Source organism: Sphingobium xenophagum NBRC 107872 (assembly GCF_000367345.1).
Taxonomy (GTDB): Bacteria; Pseudomonadota; Alphaproteobacteria; order Sphingomonadales; family Sphingomonadaceae; genus Sphingobium; species Sphingobium xenophagum.
This window is the reverse complement of sequence record NZ_BARE01000049.1, coordinates 16090-31925: the sequence shown is the minus strand read 5'-3', so window position 1 is coordinate 31925 and position 15836 is coordinate 16090. Positions and strand designations below refer to the sequence as shown.

The 15836-nt window shown below is 63.7% G+C and carries 21 protein-coding genes; 7 read left to right on the top strand and 14 right to left on the bottom strand.

The features are described 5' to 3' along the window. Positions 1–86: 86 nt before the first annotated feature. The 4 genes from SX1_RS18215 to SX1_RS22940 form a co-directional block, all read right to left on the bottom strand. Positions 87–1400: a Fic/DOC family protein gene (locus SX1_RS18215; protein WP_019054176.1), complete on the bottom strand. Its 1314-nt coding sequence runs from the start codon at positions 1398–1400 to the stop codon at positions 87–89. A gap of 2 nt (positions 1401–1402) precedes the next feature. Continuing rightward, positions 1403–1660, bottom strand: coding sequence for a hypothetical protein (locus SX1_RS18210; RefSeq protein ID WP_019054175.1), 258 nt, complete (start codon positions 1658–1660; stop codon positions 1403–1405). A gap of 130 nt (positions 1661–1790) precedes the next feature. Continuing rightward, on the bottom strand, positions 1791–2183 hold the full coding sequence (locus SX1_RS18205) for a DUF3768 domain-containing protein (RefSeq protein WP_019054174.1): 393 nt from the start codon (positions 2181–2183) through the stop codon (positions 1791–1793). Between the two features lie 367 nt (positions 2184–2550). Further along, a complete protein-coding gene (locus SX1_RS22940) occupies positions 2551–2799 on the bottom strand; it encodes a hypothetical protein (protein ID WP_019054173.1) in 249 nt (82 codons plus the stop codon). 275 nt (positions 2800–3074) lie between these two features. Here SX1_RS22940 and SX1_RS24290 point away from each other — a divergent pair, with 275 nt between their 5' ends. Beyond that, the gene (locus SX1_RS24290) at positions 3075–3287 is read left to right on the top strand and encodes a hypothetical protein (protein ID WP_026149913.1); all 213 of its coding nucleotides are present in this window, start codon (positions 3075–3077) and stop codon (positions 3285–3287) included. A 169-nt stretch (positions 3288–3456) separates the two neighbouring features. Here the strand turns inward: SX1_RS24290 and SX1_RS18190 are convergent, their stop codons facing one another. The 10 genes from SX1_RS18190 to SX1_RS22935 form a co-directional block, all read right to left on the bottom strand. Beyond that, positions 3457–5277, bottom strand: coding sequence for a ParB/RepB/Spo0J family partition protein (locus SX1_RS18190; RefSeq protein WP_019054171.1), 1821 nt, complete (start codon positions 5275–5277; stop codon positions 3457–3459). A 48-nt stretch (positions 5278–5325) separates the two neighbouring features. After that, entirely contained in the window at positions 5326–5517 is a 192-nt protein-coding gene (locus tag SX1_RS18185) for a hypothetical protein (protein ID WP_019054170.1), read from the bottom strand. Between the two features lie 299 nt (positions 5518–5816). Next, a complete protein-coding gene (locus SX1_RS18180) occupies positions 5817–6014 on the bottom strand; it encodes a hypothetical protein (RefSeq protein WP_052310924.1) in 198 nt (65 codons plus the stop codon). Further along, positions 6011–6331 (bottom strand): DUF7673 family protein, encoded by a 321-nt coding sequence (locus tag SX1_RS18175; RefSeq protein WP_026149912.1) that lies wholly within the window; start codon positions 6329–6331, stop codon positions 6011–6013. Before SX1_RS18175 ends, SX1_RS18180 begins: the two co-directional genes overlap by 4 nt. Continuing rightward, complete coding sequence (locus tag SX1_RS18170; protein ID WP_019054167.1) at positions 6328–6747, bottom strand: hypothetical protein; 420 nt, start codon at positions 6745–6747, stop codon at positions 6328–6330. The genes SX1_RS18175 and SX1_RS18170 overlap by 4 nt, the downstream gene beginning before the upstream one ends. Further along, a complete protein-coding gene (locus SX1_RS18165) occupies positions 6744–7040 on the bottom strand; it encodes a hypothetical protein (protein WP_019054166.1) in 297 nt (98 codons plus the stop codon). Before SX1_RS18165 ends, SX1_RS18170 begins: the two co-directional genes overlap by 4 nt. 60 nt (positions 7041–7100) lie before the next feature. After that, entirely contained in the window at positions 7101–8051 is a 951-nt protein-coding gene (locus SX1_RS18160; protein WP_052310923.1) for an ArdC family protein, read from the bottom strand. A gap of 324 nt (positions 8052–8375) precedes the next feature. Further along, entirely contained in the window at positions 8376–8696 is a 321-nt protein-coding gene (locus SX1_RS18155) for a hypothetical protein (protein ID WP_026149910.1), read from the bottom strand. Between the two features lie 159 nt (positions 8697–8855). Then, positions 8856–9455, bottom strand: a complete 600-nt coding sequence (locus SX1_RS18150; RefSeq protein ID WP_019054163.1) for a thermonuclease family protein — start codon at positions 9453–9455, stop codon at positions 8856–8858. Then, positions 9452–10201 (bottom strand): DUF7146 domain-containing protein, encoded by a 750-nt coding sequence (locus SX1_RS22935; RefSeq protein ID WP_255209794.1) that lies wholly within the window; start codon positions 10199–10201, stop codon positions 9452–9454. The genes SX1_RS18150 and SX1_RS22935 overlap by 4 nt, the downstream gene beginning before the upstream one ends. Before the next feature lie 708 nt (positions 10202–10909). Between SX1_RS22935 and SX1_RS18135 the strand changes: the two genes are divergently transcribed. The 6 genes from SX1_RS18135 (at position 10910) to SX1_RS18110 (ending at position 15830) form a co-directional block, all read left to right on the top strand. Further along, entirely contained in the window at positions 10910–11629 is a 720-nt protein-coding gene (locus tag SX1_RS18135; RefSeq protein ID WP_019054160.1) for a lytic transglycosylase domain-containing protein, read from the top strand. Next, entirely contained in the window at positions 11626–12000 is a 375-nt protein-coding gene (locus tag SX1_RS18130; RefSeq protein ID WP_019054159.1) for a TrbC/VirB2 family protein, read from the top strand. The genes SX1_RS18135 and SX1_RS18130 overlap by 4 nt, the downstream gene beginning before the upstream one ends. 85 nt (positions 12001–12085) lie before the next feature. Beyond that, complete coding sequence (locus tag SX1_RS18125) at positions 12086–12409, top strand: VirB3 family type IV secretion system protein (RefSeq protein ID WP_019054158.1); 324 nt, start codon at positions 12086–12088, stop codon at positions 12407–12409. Between the two features lie 28 nt (positions 12410–12437). After that, positions 12438–14792 (top strand): VirB4 family type IV secretion/conjugal transfer ATPase, encoded by a 2355-nt coding sequence (locus SX1_RS18120; protein WP_019054157.1) that lies wholly within the window; start codon positions 12438–12440, stop codon positions 14790–14792. Positions 14793–14805: 13 nt separating this feature from the next. Continuing rightward, the gene (locus SX1_RS18115) at positions 14806–15522 is read left to right on the top strand and encodes a type IV secretion system protein (RefSeq protein WP_043145991.1); all 717 of its coding nucleotides are present in this window, start codon (positions 14806–14808) and stop codon (positions 15520–15522) included. After that, positions 15519–15830: a hypothetical protein gene (locus tag SX1_RS18110; protein ID WP_019054155.1), complete on the top strand. Its 312-nt coding sequence runs from the start codon at positions 15519–15521 to the stop codon at positions 15828–15830. The genes SX1_RS18115 and SX1_RS18110 overlap by 4 nt, the downstream gene beginning before the upstream one ends. Positions 15831–15836: the final 6 nt, after the last annotated feature.

The following is a 15836-nucleotide window of genomic DNA, read 5'->3' as shown; positions in this document are numbered from 1 at the left end:
ATTTACAAGCTGATCCTTCGCCTGCGCTGCCGCTGCGGGCTGCGGCCCTCGGCCGATGTCACGCGATCGCCCTACGGCTGACCGGCTTACCGGCCCCGGCCCTTATCCTTGGTGGGGGAGGGCGGCTGCGGCTGTCCGGTGCCGCGTCCGCGAAATTCCGGTGCGTTGGGGTCCAGCGGGTCGCCGGATCGGATCACCGCCGCGACGGCCTTGCGCGTCGACTCGCCGGCTCCGTCGATCGCGCGGGCGTTGTCGCCTCGGCTCCGCGCCGCCTGCATGGCCGCGTCAACGATGGCTTGGGCGGGCGCAAGGCGCGGGTCGGCCGCGTTCTTCTCGGGCGTGTTCTTCAGGAACGCGGCCGCAAGCCGTTCGTGGGAGGGAGAATGACCAGGTGGTAAGATTGGCCGCTCAAGAGCCCTGATAGCGCGCTGTAGCTGCGCGCCCTGCTGCATGTTGATTTGCACCGCCAAGGCCGCCCCGATCTCTCTGACGCGCTCTAGCGGCGTCTGCTTGGGCGTTATGACGGCCTCGACCTCGCGCGATCCGACATAGCTTAGCAAATGCGACTGATAGACCGGCCCCTTGGCGTGGCGGACATAAGCCAGCTCGGTCCGCGCCTTGGCAAGCTCGTCGGCCGATGCGCCGGCCTTGGTCAATTTGCTGACGCGATCCGCCGCCTCGGCGCGGGCCGTGGGTAGGTGCTTCTCCAATTCCTCGCGCACCTTGTTCAAAGTCATGCGGTAGCGCTGCCCTGCAGGGGGATCGCGCGCGGGCAAAAACGCGATCCCCCCCGGTCCTGTTCGAGGTTCCGGCCCAAGATCGCGCCTGATTGCGGCGGCTGAAAGCACGGCGCTAAGCGCGCGATGGTCGCCGGTCGTGAACCCGTGCCTAGATCCATCCATCCAAGCGCGCTCGTCGATGCTCGCGATACGGATCGGGTGGCCTGCCTCACGCGCGATCTGCGCGGCGTGCAGGCGCATGGTTCGGCCGTTGCCTTCGCGGAAGGGATGAACGGCGTTTAGCTCGTTCATGTGGTGGCCCAGGCGGTCGAAAAACTCTTCTCGGTTCAACCCGCGAAAGTTGTTCTTTTCGCCGAGTTCCTTGAACACGGCGTTGAGCCCATTGGCGACATAGGGGGCGTGCGCGAAGAGGCTACCCTGTTTGCCGATGTTGACGGTCCGGTCCTGGCCCGCCCACTCGTACAGGTCTTGAAACAGATGCTTGTGAAGGGCGCGGTAGCCGTCGGCGGTAAGCGGGAAATCCATGCGCGCGGCTTCATTGCCGCGCGCACGGGTTATCAGCCGCTCGCGTCGATCCAGTTCTTTGCCGTCTGTGATCCCTAGCCGATTTCGAAGGACGTCGGTTCCAGGGTAGGCGTAGGGGTCTATCTTGCCCGCCACCGCTAGGCGGCTAGCTGCCCCGCTCCCGTGTGGAGCAGGTCGACGATGATCTTGGTGGCGAGCGGGGGGGGAACGCCCTCGTCCATCATCATCGCGAAAAGCTCGTCCTCGTTTGCCTCGGGCCTCATGCCCTCGATAGTCAGATTGGCGCGGGAGTCGCGGTCGTCCTCACGCCATAGCGCGACTTCCTCCGGGGTGCCCCGAACGTAGTCCATCGCCCTGATCTGCGCTCTCAGCGCCTCGATATCGACCTGTGCCATCTTGCGTCCCCTTTGGGTGCAACCATAACGGATGTGTGGCGAATTAACAACAAATCGCTTGTCTCAAACCTGAACCGGATCGTCTCGCGCGGACATATTACGACACGAACCGGCAAGGTCGGAGGGGCCTTTAGTATTCGCTCGCAAGCATTATCGTCATAACGCGCGTGGTCTTCGATGCGTCCCAAGGGGTATCGCTGCCAAATTCGAGTGCATTGTCGTAATAGTCGATTTTCCAGAAGACAGTTTCCGAAATGGCGGTGTCGTCTTGCGGGCGCTGCTGGGTCCATTCCCCTGACGCCAAACGATAGACGGCCCCAAAGTCTTGCTCGCCGTGAGGGTCGTTCTCTTCGGTGAAGTTGGCAAAGGCGATGATCTGTGAAAGCGCGCCGATCCTGTCGGCATCCGATAGCGACTGAAAGCCGATGGTAATGTTGGCGCGGCACGCGATGCCGGGGTTGCTCCGCGCTTGCTCGTTGAGCCTCCGGGTCGCCTCCGTGCGCTGGGCCGGATCGTTGGTCATGGTTCTTCCTCCTAGTGGCATGGGCCGCATGGCTATGGCCTGCGGCTCTGCCGTTCCGGCGAGGAACGGGATGGGGAGGGAGGGCGAGAATCTACCGCTGGCGCGGGCGAGCTGCCCTAGGCCGGTCGGCGCCCTTGGGCGTCGGGCTCACCGGCCTTGGCAGATTACACGGGCGGTCGATTGTCGTTCGGGAACGAAAGGGCAGGAGCCCTTGGTGTTCCCCTCGATCGGCGCGCTGCGCGCGCGGTGCGCCGATCGGCAAAGGATCTCGCGCGGCGCGCGGGCCGCCTTGCTGCGCCACGCTGCCCGCTTATCTGCGATCAAACGAAACAGGGCAGGGGCGGCCTTTCGGCCGCCCCTCCCGGCGTCAGCCGGGGTTCTGTCGATCGGCAAGCGCCTTCTCGATCAGCTCGACGATCTGCGGTTGATGGAACAGCTCGGCCCGCATGGTCGCCACTTCGGCGTCGGGCCGATCGGTGAAAAGCGTGTCGTTCGGCCATGTGGTCGCGCTCACGAAATGGTCGCGATCGATGATGGCCTGGTCCAGCGCCTTGATAGCGGCGTGACCAAGCGCGCGCTCGAATGCGAGTTGAGCGAAGATGCGATGGCTAGACATGAAATCCTCCTTGTTGCCGTGATTGGCAAAGCCAGGGGAGGGTCGGCGCGAGCTGGGTCAGGGACCGCGAAGCGGCCGTGTAAGCGGGCGATGGGGGAGCCGATTTGCGCAGCAAATTGGGGGGGACCGTCGATCCTTGAGGCGGCTCGCGCCGGCCCTCACGATAGGAAGACACTGACGGACTGCCCTAACAAATAGAGCCCGCCGAACAGGCGGTCCGTCTTCTCGTCGGCCGCTGTCGAGTGTATAGCGGCCTGGACTGTGGAGTGCCGGTTATGACCTTGCCGTTCCCCGTTCACGTCGCGCTCGCAGCGCTCATGATCGCCGGTAGCGCGATCGGCTTCTACATCGACGCGACGTTCGGAACCCGGTTCTACGCCGGCGAGGTGGGGGCGCTGATCGCCGGTCCCTATGTTCTGCTGATAGCGTTCGGGAGGCTGGCCTTCCCCGATGCGTTCCTGACGACAAAACCCGCCGATAGATCGTAGTCGACTCCGCGCCGCTCGACTCCGGCGAGCGGCGCGCGCGGGCTCGAAGGGGCCGCGGGCGCGACGGTCATGCGCAGCGTGGGCGTCGCGCCGGGGCGACGGGGGTTGTCCTGGCCGCGACGGTGAAGGGGAAAGGGGGTCCGATTAACACCGAACCCCCGATCACTAGTCACGCCATTTCGGCGTCTTCCTCGATGCTGTCCGCGTCGGCCTCGTCCAGCTCGGGGCGCTCGGCCTGATCGAACGCGCCGACGATCATCGGTGCGGGAAGCCACTTCGCCGGGAGCCGTTCGGACACGTTGACGGCAAGGTCAGCCTTCTTCTTGATCGTCGCGCAATTGTCGGCGCTGGCATCGCCAACCTGTTCGCGGAGAAGGGCGACAAGGGCAGGGCGCTTCATCCGGTCAAAGACCGCGATGGGAGCCGCCCAACGCGCCGCCACGTCCACCTCTGCCGCCTTCGCGATCTGCTCAAAGTGGTGGTGCCGCTCGCCGGGGGAGCCGCCAGCAAAAACGGTGCCGTCCACCATCATCGCCACCAGACCGGCAAGCAACGCCATTTTGTCGTCGCCGTCCATGCTGCGGATCGCGTCAAACCGGCCCTCGATGGGGAGCGAAGCGAAGCGCGTTGCCATCGTTTCCTCAACGGGGCGAACATCGCTGGTCGCCATGAACTCGTCGGGAACGTCCGTCGCAACCGTCTTGGCCTGAACCTCAACGGCCATCTGGTAGCTGCGGGCACCATGCAGCAACTGCCCTGCAAGGCTGTCTAGCAGCACGTCCAGCGCCAGCGCCGGATTGCTGGCGACGGCCTCCTGCACGATCTGCGTCTTGATGCGGGTGAGGTCCGCAAACAGGCTGTTGCCATAGAGCGGAGCGGGACCGTTCGTGGCCGATCCGTTCGCCTTCGGCTCGGCCTTCGCCCGATAGACGCGCTGGCCTAGCGAACCGTCGCGCGAAACCCACAGCGCCACGCCCCCGATAGCTTTCTGCTCGGGCGTGTAGATGCGCAGCGCGGCGGTGATCGCGTCCCGCTCGTCGCTAAGCGGCTCGATGCGGTCGCTGTCTTCGCCTTCGGCCTCGGCAATGGCTTCAATCTCGGTGTCGATTTCGGCCATGCGGGCGGCTTCCGCCTCGGTCGGCTCGCGCTCGCTCTGATAGAGATAGCCCTTGGTGTAGAGGTCGTAAGGCTGATCTAGGGTCGCGCTTACCTCGAACCAACCGGCTGCGCGATACTCGTCCGCAAGGGCGTCTAGCTTCTCTTCCGCCAACTCCTGCACAATCTCGGGCTGATCGGCAAAGCCCTCGTCGCCCTGCGAAAACAGGTCAACGGTGATCGTCCCGCCCTTCGCCTCGTAGGCTTCGCGCCCGACGAACAGGAACGCGCCGCTCTCGGTCGTCACCTTCTCCGTGGTCAGCATCCGCCGGATCGTGTGAGCGTGGCCGTTCGATGCCTTGAACACCTTTAGCTGCTGGTCGTGGTCATCGGTGAGGGTGAGCGCCTTCGCTGCCTCAAGGGTCAACTGATCCTTGGCGAGAATGTCGATCAGGGCAGGATTGAGCGCAGAAAGGCGAAGCATCTTATAGACGAAGCTGACTGCCTGCCCGAAACGCGCCGCGATCTCGTCCACGTCCATGCCGGTATCGCGAAGGGCGGCAAAAGCCCGGATACTGTCGGCGGGGTGCATGTCCTCGCGCTGGAAGTTCTCGGCAAGCGAAAGCTCGACAGCTTCTTCCTTGGTCCGAACCTCGACGGGGAAAGGGTCGCTATTCTTGATCGTCTTGCGCTTCGCCAGTTCCTTGAGACCGCGATAGCGTCGGCCTCCTGCGAACACCCAAAACAGACCGTCTTCCTCATAGGCGACAAGGTTCTGCAACAGGCCGTGTGCGGCGATGTCGTCGGCCATAGACTCGATGGCTGCGGGCTTCACGCGGCGCTGATTGAGCGGCGAAAGGCGAAGCTGCGACAGTTTTGCGGTGATGATAGCCATTGTGAAAACTCCTGAATCTGCGTTGTGGTCGGGGGGATCGGGGGAGGGTCAGCCCTCCAAAGCCGCCAGTTCGTCGAACTCGGCCGATGCTCGCGATGCGCCGTCACCGGCGTAGGTCGTGCCGCTGCGCGGGTAGAAGAAAACCCGCTCGCCCTTCTTGAAGGGGATGCCATCGGCGCTCGTCCCGCTGGTCTTGGCGCGGGTCCAGTAGGGGTCGCCCTTGTATCGCGTGTAAGCCATTGTCCTTCCTTTCCTTTCGAGGCTGAAAGCCGCTTGCTGCGGCAATCGGCTTCTGCCTCTCCGGCGAGGAGCGGGACGGGGAGGGAGGAGGAAAATCGATGGCCTGGTGCGGGCAGGCCGCCCTAGCGCGGCCGACGCCTATAAGGCGTCGGGTGCCGCGCTTGGCGGACAACACGGGGCTGTCTATTTTCCTTCGGGAACGAAAGGGCAGCAGCCCTTGGTGTTCCCCGCGCTGATGGGCCTCCGGGGGAGGGCATCTGCGCCACAAGCTGCGCCGCTCCTGGGAGCGTCCGTCGCCCTTACTGGTCGATGAAGCTGCCGCGCCCGTTTCGGAACGCGCCCACGACGCTGCCGCGATCCCAATGGCCGGTGAGGATGCCGCGCCGAGTAATGCTCCCGATGGGCTTGCGCCGCGCCGCGAGAAGCCGTGCGCGCCGTGTGTCGCGATCAACGGGCAGGCCGGTGATGAAGTCGATGGCGGTGCGCAGCACGATCATGACGCGCGCCATTGTTCTACAAGGGCGGTCATCGCGTCGCGAAAGCCCCACGCATCGGGATAGACGGTCGGCTCCTGCGCCAGATACGCCATGACGATCAGCATATCCTCCGAAATGGTCGCGTCGCAGTTGCACAGGTGGAGGATTGGGAAATGGCCGTTGTCGTCGCCGTTCCACCACGCCAGCAGGAAGTCGGCCACGCGGGCGGACTGGCCGGTGTCGGACCCCGCCACGACGATCAGGCGGGTGATCGCCGCGCCGGCATCATCGAAGCTCACGGCGCGAATTGCGGGCCTGCGCTCTGGTTGTTGGGTCATAGGTCTAACTCCTGTTGCCGGAACTGCGCCGGTTCCTCGCCCTCGGTCCCTTGCCAAAGGATCTTGTCGCCTTGCCAGATGGTGACAAAGCCGCGCCCGCTGCGACGGTCTGGTTCCGGGTCTGCCTTGGCCTCGAAATTGAAGCAACGGCTTCGGCCCATTGTGCCAGCAAAGGCGGTCGGGCCTCCGGGGCGGTGCAGCACGCGGAAGCAATGGCCGCTCGGCTCTTTCACGCGACGGCCATAGCCGCCCGTCCATGCGCGATAGTCGGATTCCTCCCGCTCGCTGGGCGGCGTCCAGTGGGCGCAGCGGGCGCACGCGGCATCATAGGGCAGGCGCGGCGTCTCGGCCGCCGCTGGGCGCTCGTCGTCCAGCGGCGGCCCGTTGTTGTGGCCGATGGGGCGCGGCTCGGTCATGGCTGCGGGTCGGAGCCGCGCACGTCGCCGCGCTCGATCTGGAAACCGGCGCGCGCGAGCTCGTCGTATAGATCGCGCTGCCGGTCCTCGCCTTCGCCGCGCGTGGCGATGTAGCTGCAACGGCCTTGATGAAACTCGAAACCGGCGCGTTTCAGGCATCCGCGAAACCGCTGGTGGGTGCGGTCGCTCCAATCCAGTGTGCCGGCATAGTTGCGGAAGGCGGCGACGGCACAAACGGAGCCGTAATTTTCATCGCGCCAGCTAAGTTCGATCTTCGGGGGATTCTTGGACATCGCTCGATCCTTCGGGAAGCGGGAAGGGAAGGGCGGCGCTGATGCGCCGCCCTCGCTCGATCAGGCGGCGCGGGCCATTGCGGGCGCTGCCATGTGGGACAGGATCAGTTCGCTTGCGGCCTGTGCTGCGGTCGCTGCGCGGAAAATCGCGCGCTTGTCGTCGCGAAGGGCCTTGAGCCAGGACGCAACATAGGCGGCGTGGTCCTCGCGCTCGGTCGGCTCCATGCCAAGCTGTGCGCAAAGCATGGCCGCGCCGATCTCGGCAATCAGTTCCTCGGCGGCCCGGATTTCCTTGCTCTTGCCGTATTCGTAGAGGGTTTCACGGTTTAGCCGGGTCGTGTGGCCGGTGCTGTGGATCGCCTCATGTGCGAGGGTCGCATAGAAGGCGTTGCCGCTCACAAACTCGGCAAAGGCGGGCATGGTGATGCTGTCGGCAACGGGGTGATAATAGGCGCTGCTGCCGCTCTCACGGTAGGGAACGGGCCAGCGCGAAAACGCTGCATCAAGCTCGGAGTCGCGGTCGTCGCGGTTCTTAATCTCGACCTGCGGGGCAGGGAATTTGCTCATGTCCAAGCCGTCGATCTGCTCGACGTTGAAAACGACATAGCGCTTCAGATAGGCGCGGCTCGTTTCCTCGCCCTCGCTGTCGGTGATCGGCTCGCCCGTCTCGCCATCCTTCGGGGTGAAGGTTCCGGCATGAACGACAAGATTGCCCTTCTCGCCCTTCCTGACCTGTCCGCCCAGCTCGTGCGCTTGCCGGTAGGTCATCCAGTGCGGGTTCGTATAACCGCGCGTCATGGCTGCGGACCAAAGCAACAGGATATTGATCCCGCGATAGGCGGTGCCCTCATGGCGAAGCGGAAGCGATGCCGCGCCCGATGCCCAACGGGGGGACCAAGGGCGGGTGCCTGCCTCTAGCAGCGCAACAATCTGGTTGGTGACTTCCTCGTAAACGTCGATCCGCGCCGGGGTGGTGGCGGTCTTGCGGGCCTTGCTGGTGTTCCGTGCCATGTTCCGTTCCTTCCTAAAATCGAGCCGAAGGCGATGGTGCGCCATCGACTTCTGCCCGCTGGCGAAGTGGGCCGGGGAATGGCGCAGCGAGGGCCGATCATGCGGGAGGGGGATCACCCGCCCTGCACGGAGCGCAGCGAAGGAAGGGCGGGGAAACCCGCATGATCGCCAAGGGAGGCCGCTTGCGGCCGAGACGGTCTAGCCCTTGCGCCAGGGGGCCGGAACAGGCCCCTAGATCACGACAAAGGACGTGGCGGCATCGCCGCCCCGATCGCTCACGCGAAGCGGGAGACGCGGAAGGGAAAGCCCCGGAGGGTCATTCGATCAGGGGTAGAGGACGTGCCCGAACTCGTAGAGCAGCGAGGCGACGCCGGTAGCCAGAGCGACCATGAGCAGGATTGCGAGCCGTATGGCGAAGCGAGGCGGCTTGGCCGTGTGCGCGGTTAGCGCGAGGCCGGCGCCGATCGCGAGCGCGAGCAGTAGGCCGGGTGCAAGTTCGTGGATGACCAGGCCGGGGAGCCGGTTCGGCAAGAGCTGAGGATAGTAGGCGATCAAACGGCCCGTCAGTACGGCCGCGATCGGCAGCGCTGCGGCCATGATCCATGTGCCGGCGAGCTGGGCGGCAGGGGATCTAGCTGCGGGCATGGTCGCATCCTCCAACAAAACTACGCCCGCCCCGTAGGGGCGGACCATTGTAGGTTAGGCTGATCGTCACCCGAAGGGCGGAAACCCGCATCGCGGGGTTCCGCGGAGCCGCGCGCAGCGGGGCGGAGTAGAGCCCGGGCCGAAGGCAACCCCCGCCACTCACTTCCTGATCGTATCGACTTGGCAGTTCTTGGGAATTGTCGCCCGTCGCACCGCCAGTTGGCGCATCCCTTCGTAGTCAACGCCCCAAAGTCCGGCCCTTTGACTCGCCGCTTTCTGCATCAATTCGACATACGCGCCGCCCGAAAACTCGCGCCAATCGACAGCGTAACCTTGCGCGACCATCGTTGCCGCCACGCTCGCACTGTTCCTCTTGAACCGACACGCGAGATTTAGCCGCCCGTAACTCTCCGGGTCAGTTCGACACTGGTTTTCACGCCGAAGAGTGAAGTCAAACACGGTTGTCGAGCAATCTAGGCCACCGTCGCGGGCTACGAGATTCGCCAAAACCTGCGACGACACGCTTTTCAGATGGGGCAGATCATCATCCGGCGCATCAATACCGACGATTCGCACCGCTGAGCCTCGGACCCCGACTGTATCGCCATCGATCACTTGTGTCCGCTCATCCTTGAGCGTCATCTTGCCGATCTGTTGAACTCGCTCTCTCTGCTGCGAAAGCGAGAAAACCGCGACCGCTACGAAAGCGCCCGCCATCATGATCCGCTGGTACTGCGGCACGCCGGGGAAGAGTTTCATAGGCGGCGGATCTCCCTGAGAAGGTCGTTCCAATCGCCGGCATGGGGCGGCTTCTTGACGAGAAGCCGTCGGCCGTTGGCCGTCAGCCGGGGCGTAGCGCGCTCTATCGCGCGCGAAGCCTCGGCCCCGTGCTGGCTGTATATCACGACGCGCTTGATACTCTCGGGGATGGAAATTGTCTGGTAGCGCTCGATCCCAAGGACCGGCCACACGAATAGACCTGGCTCGAGCAAATTCATGACGCTCGCCGCGTCCTCGACGCCTTCGGCTAGTCGAAGGACGCCATCGGCGGGTATGCCGCCCCATCGGACCGCGCCGGAGCCGGGGTTGCCAAGCATCCGCTTAGGCTCTTGGATCTCGGCCTTGCCGGTGCCTGTGGCGTTGAGAAAGGTCCGATGGATGGCGACAACGCCGGCGTCTTCCTCGATCGGAACGATCAGCGCCGGCGCGAACGCCTTTTCCTCGCCGCCTCCGAACTGGCACTTGGCATCAAATCGCGCGGTCACGCCCGTAGGGATGATCGCGCGCGAGCGCAGATACCGTTCGGCGAGGGTGCCGGCGATCGGATCGGCAAAGCGCCAGATTGAAAGCGCCAGCTTCTTGAAATCGGATTTGGCGGGCCTGCGCTGGCCCGGGTCGTGGTCGATCGGCGCGATGATCTTGCCGGACCGCAGCGCGGTCATGATGCTGTCGGGCGTGCAGCCCGCGAAACAGTGGAAAAGGACGGCGCGGTCGCCAACGCGCACCGTCAAGCTGGCGGTGCTGTCCGCGTGGGCGGGGCATCGGCATAGGGCGTAGTCGCCATGCCACTTCCCCGCGAGTTGGCGAACGACTCGATCGGCCTCTTGATCTATGTGTGCCGCGTCTCGTTGGGGCATGGCTGGACACTCCTACGCATTGCCGCTTACCGTTGGTGATTATCGCGAAGGGGCGCAAGTCACCAGCGAAAACGTATAAAATCGCTTATTCATAGGGACCGAATGGAACTGGCGCTTATCCTTGAACGGGAGTTAACCACCCAACGCCCGCAAGGGGGGAGCATAACAGATGTTCATGTGTGCCAGCGACAGGACGGCAAGTGGCATATCAATATCCGTGTGAGTTGGCGCGGCACGGCCCTCTTCCACGTCGCGCTCTATGATAAGAAGCGCATCCGGCTCTACACGAAGGTAGCTTCGGCTATTCGGCACATCGTCATGGTTTACGAGTATGACGGTCTTGTTTCAGTCCACCCTCGCCCTGGGATTCGGAACTCGGCGAACTTCTAGGGACTCGGCGTGTCTGCGAGTGATTCACAACAGGGCTAGCCAAGGGCGATAAAGCGATTTAGTGTGTTTTCCCTAGAGAGGCGAAAACATGCAAAATCGCTTACCCAGTGATAGCATCGTCCCTCGCGCCGCAGTCCCGGCGTGGGGGAAAAACCAAGCGCCTCCAATCGGGGGAGCTGCCGGGTAATGCACTTCACAACCGCAGCGATCCTTGGCCTGGCAGCGCAGTGCGCTCCCAATGTTGCGCCATCGACAATCGCTGCGATCGTGGAGACCGAAAGCCGGGGCTATCAGTTCGCGCTCAACGTGAATGGGCTGGGCCGGCAACCGGCCCGCCCCGCGACGGCGGCCGATGCGGTCCGCGTCGCCAGCTACTACGTCTCGAAGGGCTATTCGGTCGATCTCGGGCTAGGCCAGATCAATTCGCGCAACATGCGCTGGCTCGGCCTGACGTGGGACACGGTGTTCGACCCGTGCACCAACATCGCCGCTGCCGGGAGGGTTCTCGCCGGCAACTATCAGACTGTGCGGCCCGCCTACGATCCTCAGACGGCGCTTCGCGTCGCTCTCTCGATGTATAACACGGGCTCGCAGGTTCGGGGTTTCCGGAACGGCTATGTGGGCAAGGTGCTTGGCAATGCCGGCGTCTCCGATGGCCTCACGCCCGTCTCATATGAGGCGGGTCGGCTTTCGATCGTGGACGGCGCGAGCGCCGGCACGCCAGCGGTTTACCGCCCCGATGAAGCGCCGCCCTCGGGCGCTGCGCTGCTTCAAGAGGTGGTCAAAGAAAACACATCCGTTTCGGTGCAGTCCGCTGCGCCTCCCCCTCCCCCGCCGTCCTGGGATGTGTTCGCAAAGGCGGAATATGAGCGGGCGGTTTCCGCCCAAAAAGGAGAAGTCGAATGAACATCGGATCTTCGATCGGGGGGCCAGCCCTAGCCCTGCGGTCGTATGTGACGGCCCGCGTTCAGGGCTGGAACCCGCGCCAGCGCCGCGTTGCGAGCTGGGCGGGAATGCTCGCCGTCATGGCGATCGTCTCGGTTGCCTCTCCTGACCCTGCGTATGCGCAGGCCAATCTTGAGGGCATCGCTAACGCGGTGCTGGGCCTGCTGAGCAACGGCCTCATGCGGGCGCTGGCGATCATCGCTTTGATCGTGGCCGGCGCTGGCTGGCTGATGGGGCGCGTCAACACGGGGGCGCTCGTCACCGTCGTGATCGGCATCGCCATCATCTTCTCGGCACCGTGGATCGTCGACCAGATTGCAGGCGGGGCCTGACGTGGAAAGGCGGTCCGATCCCGGTCGGACCGCCGTTCTTCGTAGCGTAGCGTAGGAGGCGAGGTTGGCAGAAGAACAAGAGGTCATGGCGCGTAACACGCTGTTCCTAGCGGTGACGCGCCCTGCGCTTTGGGCGGGCATTCCGATCGAAGCCGCCGTGCCGATTATGCTCGCTGCCGCCATCGTCCTGATCGGCACGAACAACCCGATCTATGCGCTCATCACGGGCGCGGTCATGTACGCGCTGGCCCGCCTCGTCGTGCGCCAGGACGTGAACGCTTTCCGCCTTCTGTTCCTGTGGGGCCGCACCAAGGCGGCAAACCGGAACCGGGCCTTCTGGGGTGGCTCAAGCTACACCCCGCTCCCGCTCAAGGGCATCACTCGTAAGGGGTTCGGCCGCCGTGGCTAAAGCTAATCGCCTCTCCGATCCTGTGCCGATGAAGATCGCGCTCAAGGAAGTGATGCCAACGAAATTCTTGCCGTATGCGCGGCACATCAATGACGAAATGATCGTGCTGGACTCCGGCGACCTGATGCTCACTTTCGAGCTTCAAGGTCGCGCGTTTGAGACCTCCGACGTTCGCGACCTGAACGACTGGCACTCAAAGCTGAACGTCATGCTGCGCAACCTGCATGACGATCGGCTCTCGATCTGGACGCATTTGGTCCGGTCGCGCGTCGAACAGTATCCGGGCGGTGACTTCCGCTCGAAATTCGCGCGGGATCTCGACGCGGCTTATTTCGAGCGAATGAACAAAGAGCGGATGTTCATGAACCGCTTCTTCGTCACGCTCGTAGCGCGGCCTGCGGTGCACGGTGCCGACAAGCTGATGCAGCTCTTCAAGAGCAAGTCGCGGCTCGGTGCCGAAGCCGATCAAATCGACGAGGATCTGGTTGAGCGGCTAGAGGACAAGGCGCGCGATTTTGAAAAGCTGTTGGCCCGCTGCGACCCACGCCGGCTTTCGATCTACGGGCATCGCGGCCTCAAGTTCTCTGAGCCGCTGGAAGTCGCGGAAATGATAATGACGGGCCGCCATCGGCGCGTGCCGATCATTCGCGGCCACCTCGGAAGCGCTCTCTACCGGCAACGGACGATCTTCGGCGGTGAGACGGTCGAGGTCCGCGACGCGGATCGCAGCTCGTTTGGCGGCATCTTTGGGATACGCGAGTATCCGGCGCTGACGACGCCCCGCCAGTTCGAATCCCTGCTGGCCGTCGATTTCGGTTTCGTGCTGACGCAATCGTTCACGTTCCTTGGCCGCGCGACGGCTGCTGAGCGCTTTCGCCTGCGCCAAAAGCAGATGGAGAACGCCGACGATCGCGCGAAAAGCCAAATGTTCGATCTGATCGACGCGGCCGACGATCTGATGTCGAACCGCTTTGTCCTGGGCGATCATCACTTCACGCTCGCGGTCTATGCCGACAGCCTCCGCGCCCTGCGCGATCATATGTCGATCGCGCGAACGGCCTTGGCCGATACGGGCATGGTGGCGGCGCGCGAGGGCGCGGCTCTTGAGGCGGCGTATTGGAGCCAGCTCGTCGGCAATTTCGCGTGGCGGGCAAGGCCGGCGCCGATCACGTCGCTGAACTTCGCGGCGTTCTCGCCCTTCCACACCTACCCTGCGGGGATGCCAACCGGGAACCATTGGGGCGACGCAATCGCGCTGCTCAAGACCAGCGCGCGGAGCCCCTATTTCTTCAGCTTCCACAAGCGCGACATCGGACACACGATGGTCATCGGCCCAACGGGCGGCGGCAAGACGGTTCTTGTCAACTTCCTGATGGCGCAGGCCGAGAAGACCGGCGCGCGGCAAATCTTCATCGACAAGGACCGCGGCGCGCAAATCTTCGTGCTGGCGTCGGGCGGCACATACCTGACCCTGCAGAACGGCGTGCCCACGGGGTTCGCGCCGCTCAAAGCGCTGTCGAACAATGCTGAGGATCGGGCCTGGCTATCGCTGTTCGTGCGCAACCTAGTGCGCGCCGAAAACCGCCCAATCACGGTTCAGGAAGAGCGGCTGATTGACGAGGGCATAGCCTCGGTAATGCGGCTTCCCCCGGAAAGCCGGTCGTTCGACGCTCTGCGCAGCGTTCTCGGCATGGCTGACGCTGGCGGCGTCGGTGCCCGCCTCGAAAAGTGGACCTCGCGCGGCGCGCTGGGCTGGGTTTTCGACAACGCGGAAGACGAAATGAAGCTCGATACGCGCTTCCTCGGCTTCGACATGACGGAGTTTCTGGACAATCCAGACATTCGCACGCCGCTGATGCTCTACCTGTTTCGGCGCATCGACGATCTGCTGACGGGCGAGCGGACGATTATTGCCGTCGACGAGTTCTGGAAAGCGCTGGGCGATGATGCCTTTCGCAGTTTCGCTCAGGACGGCCTCAAGACATACCGGAAGCGCAACGCGCTGATGGTCTTCGCGACGCAATCGCCGGCTGACGCTCTCAAGAGCGACATTAGCCATTCGATCCTTGAGCAAGTCGCTACGCAAATCATGCTGCCAAACCCGAAGGGTGCGCGGCGTGACTACATCGACGGTTTCGGTATGTCCGAAGCCGAATTTGCCCTGATCCGCGAGGAACTGTCGCCAGAGTCGCACAAGTTCCTAGTCAAGCAAGGGCATGACAGTGTTGTCGTCGAGCTGGATCTTACAGGGCTGGACGATGAACTTGCGGTGCTCTCGGGACGTGCCGAGACAACCGCAATCGCGTGCGAGGTGATGGCCGAATACGGCCGCGACCCCGCTGTCTGGCTGCCGATCTTTCAAAAGCGGCGTCGTCCAAGCTGAAGGAGTAGGAACCATGCGTAAGATGAAGCTCGTTGCGTTGAGCCTAGTGGGCTCAACCCTGTTGGCCGGGGGTCCGGCCTACGCGCAATTTGGCGGGATCGTTCATGATCCGACTGCCTTTGCCCGCCAGCTCCAAGAGCTGAATGAGGCGCGGAAGGTGGTCGCACAGACCAAGCAGCAAATCGACGAAGCGCAAAAGCTCTATCAGGACATCAATAAGGCGACGGACATTGGCCGCATCGCCAATCAGCTAAAGACGGATGCGCTTCGCGTTACGGATGTCTCGTCGTCGAATCTGGACGGGTACACCTCGGGCGACCTGAATGTGGTTGGTGGGCTGCGAGGCCGCGCGAACGATGTCTATCAGGATCTCATGGGCCGTATCTCGCCCAACGCGGCCGAAGGCGCGCGGACGGCGTATGAGCAGGGCTCGCGCGAAGCTGCGGTGACGGCGGGCCTGGCTGGCAACGTCGGCGATTCCGTTTCGACGCGCCGGCAAGGGCTCGAGGAATTGCGCGGGCGGCTGAACAGCGCAACGTCTGCCGCTGAACGGTCCGATATGACGGCCCGCCTCCAGCTCGAACAGGCGCAGATGATGAACGATCAGCTTGCCCTGCAAGCGATCGAAATTCAGCGCCGCGCGAAGGCTGAGGCTGGTTATCAGGCGTACCAGACCCAGCGCCAAACCCAGCGGTCCCACATGCTTTCCCAAATGGGGATCAACGAGTGACGAAGCCGCTGCGCCTTGGTGTCCTGGCGCTGGTTTTGATCGGCGCAGGGTGTTCGCCGTCTGAGGAAACTCAGAACGGCGACACCCTGCGGTCCGACATTCCGCTGCGGTCGGCACAGTACCTCTTCGACAATCCGGAGGCGGCCGTAGAGGTCAAAGCCATGTGCGACCAATGGAAGGCGTCGCAGCGTCCGTTGGCGAGCTGGCCCGCTGTCGTGACTGAAAACTGCAACAACGAGAATGCCGCGCGATCCCGTCGCGACCGCCGTGAGCGGACCGAACACATGAAAAAGCAGATGGGGATCTAGGCGGTG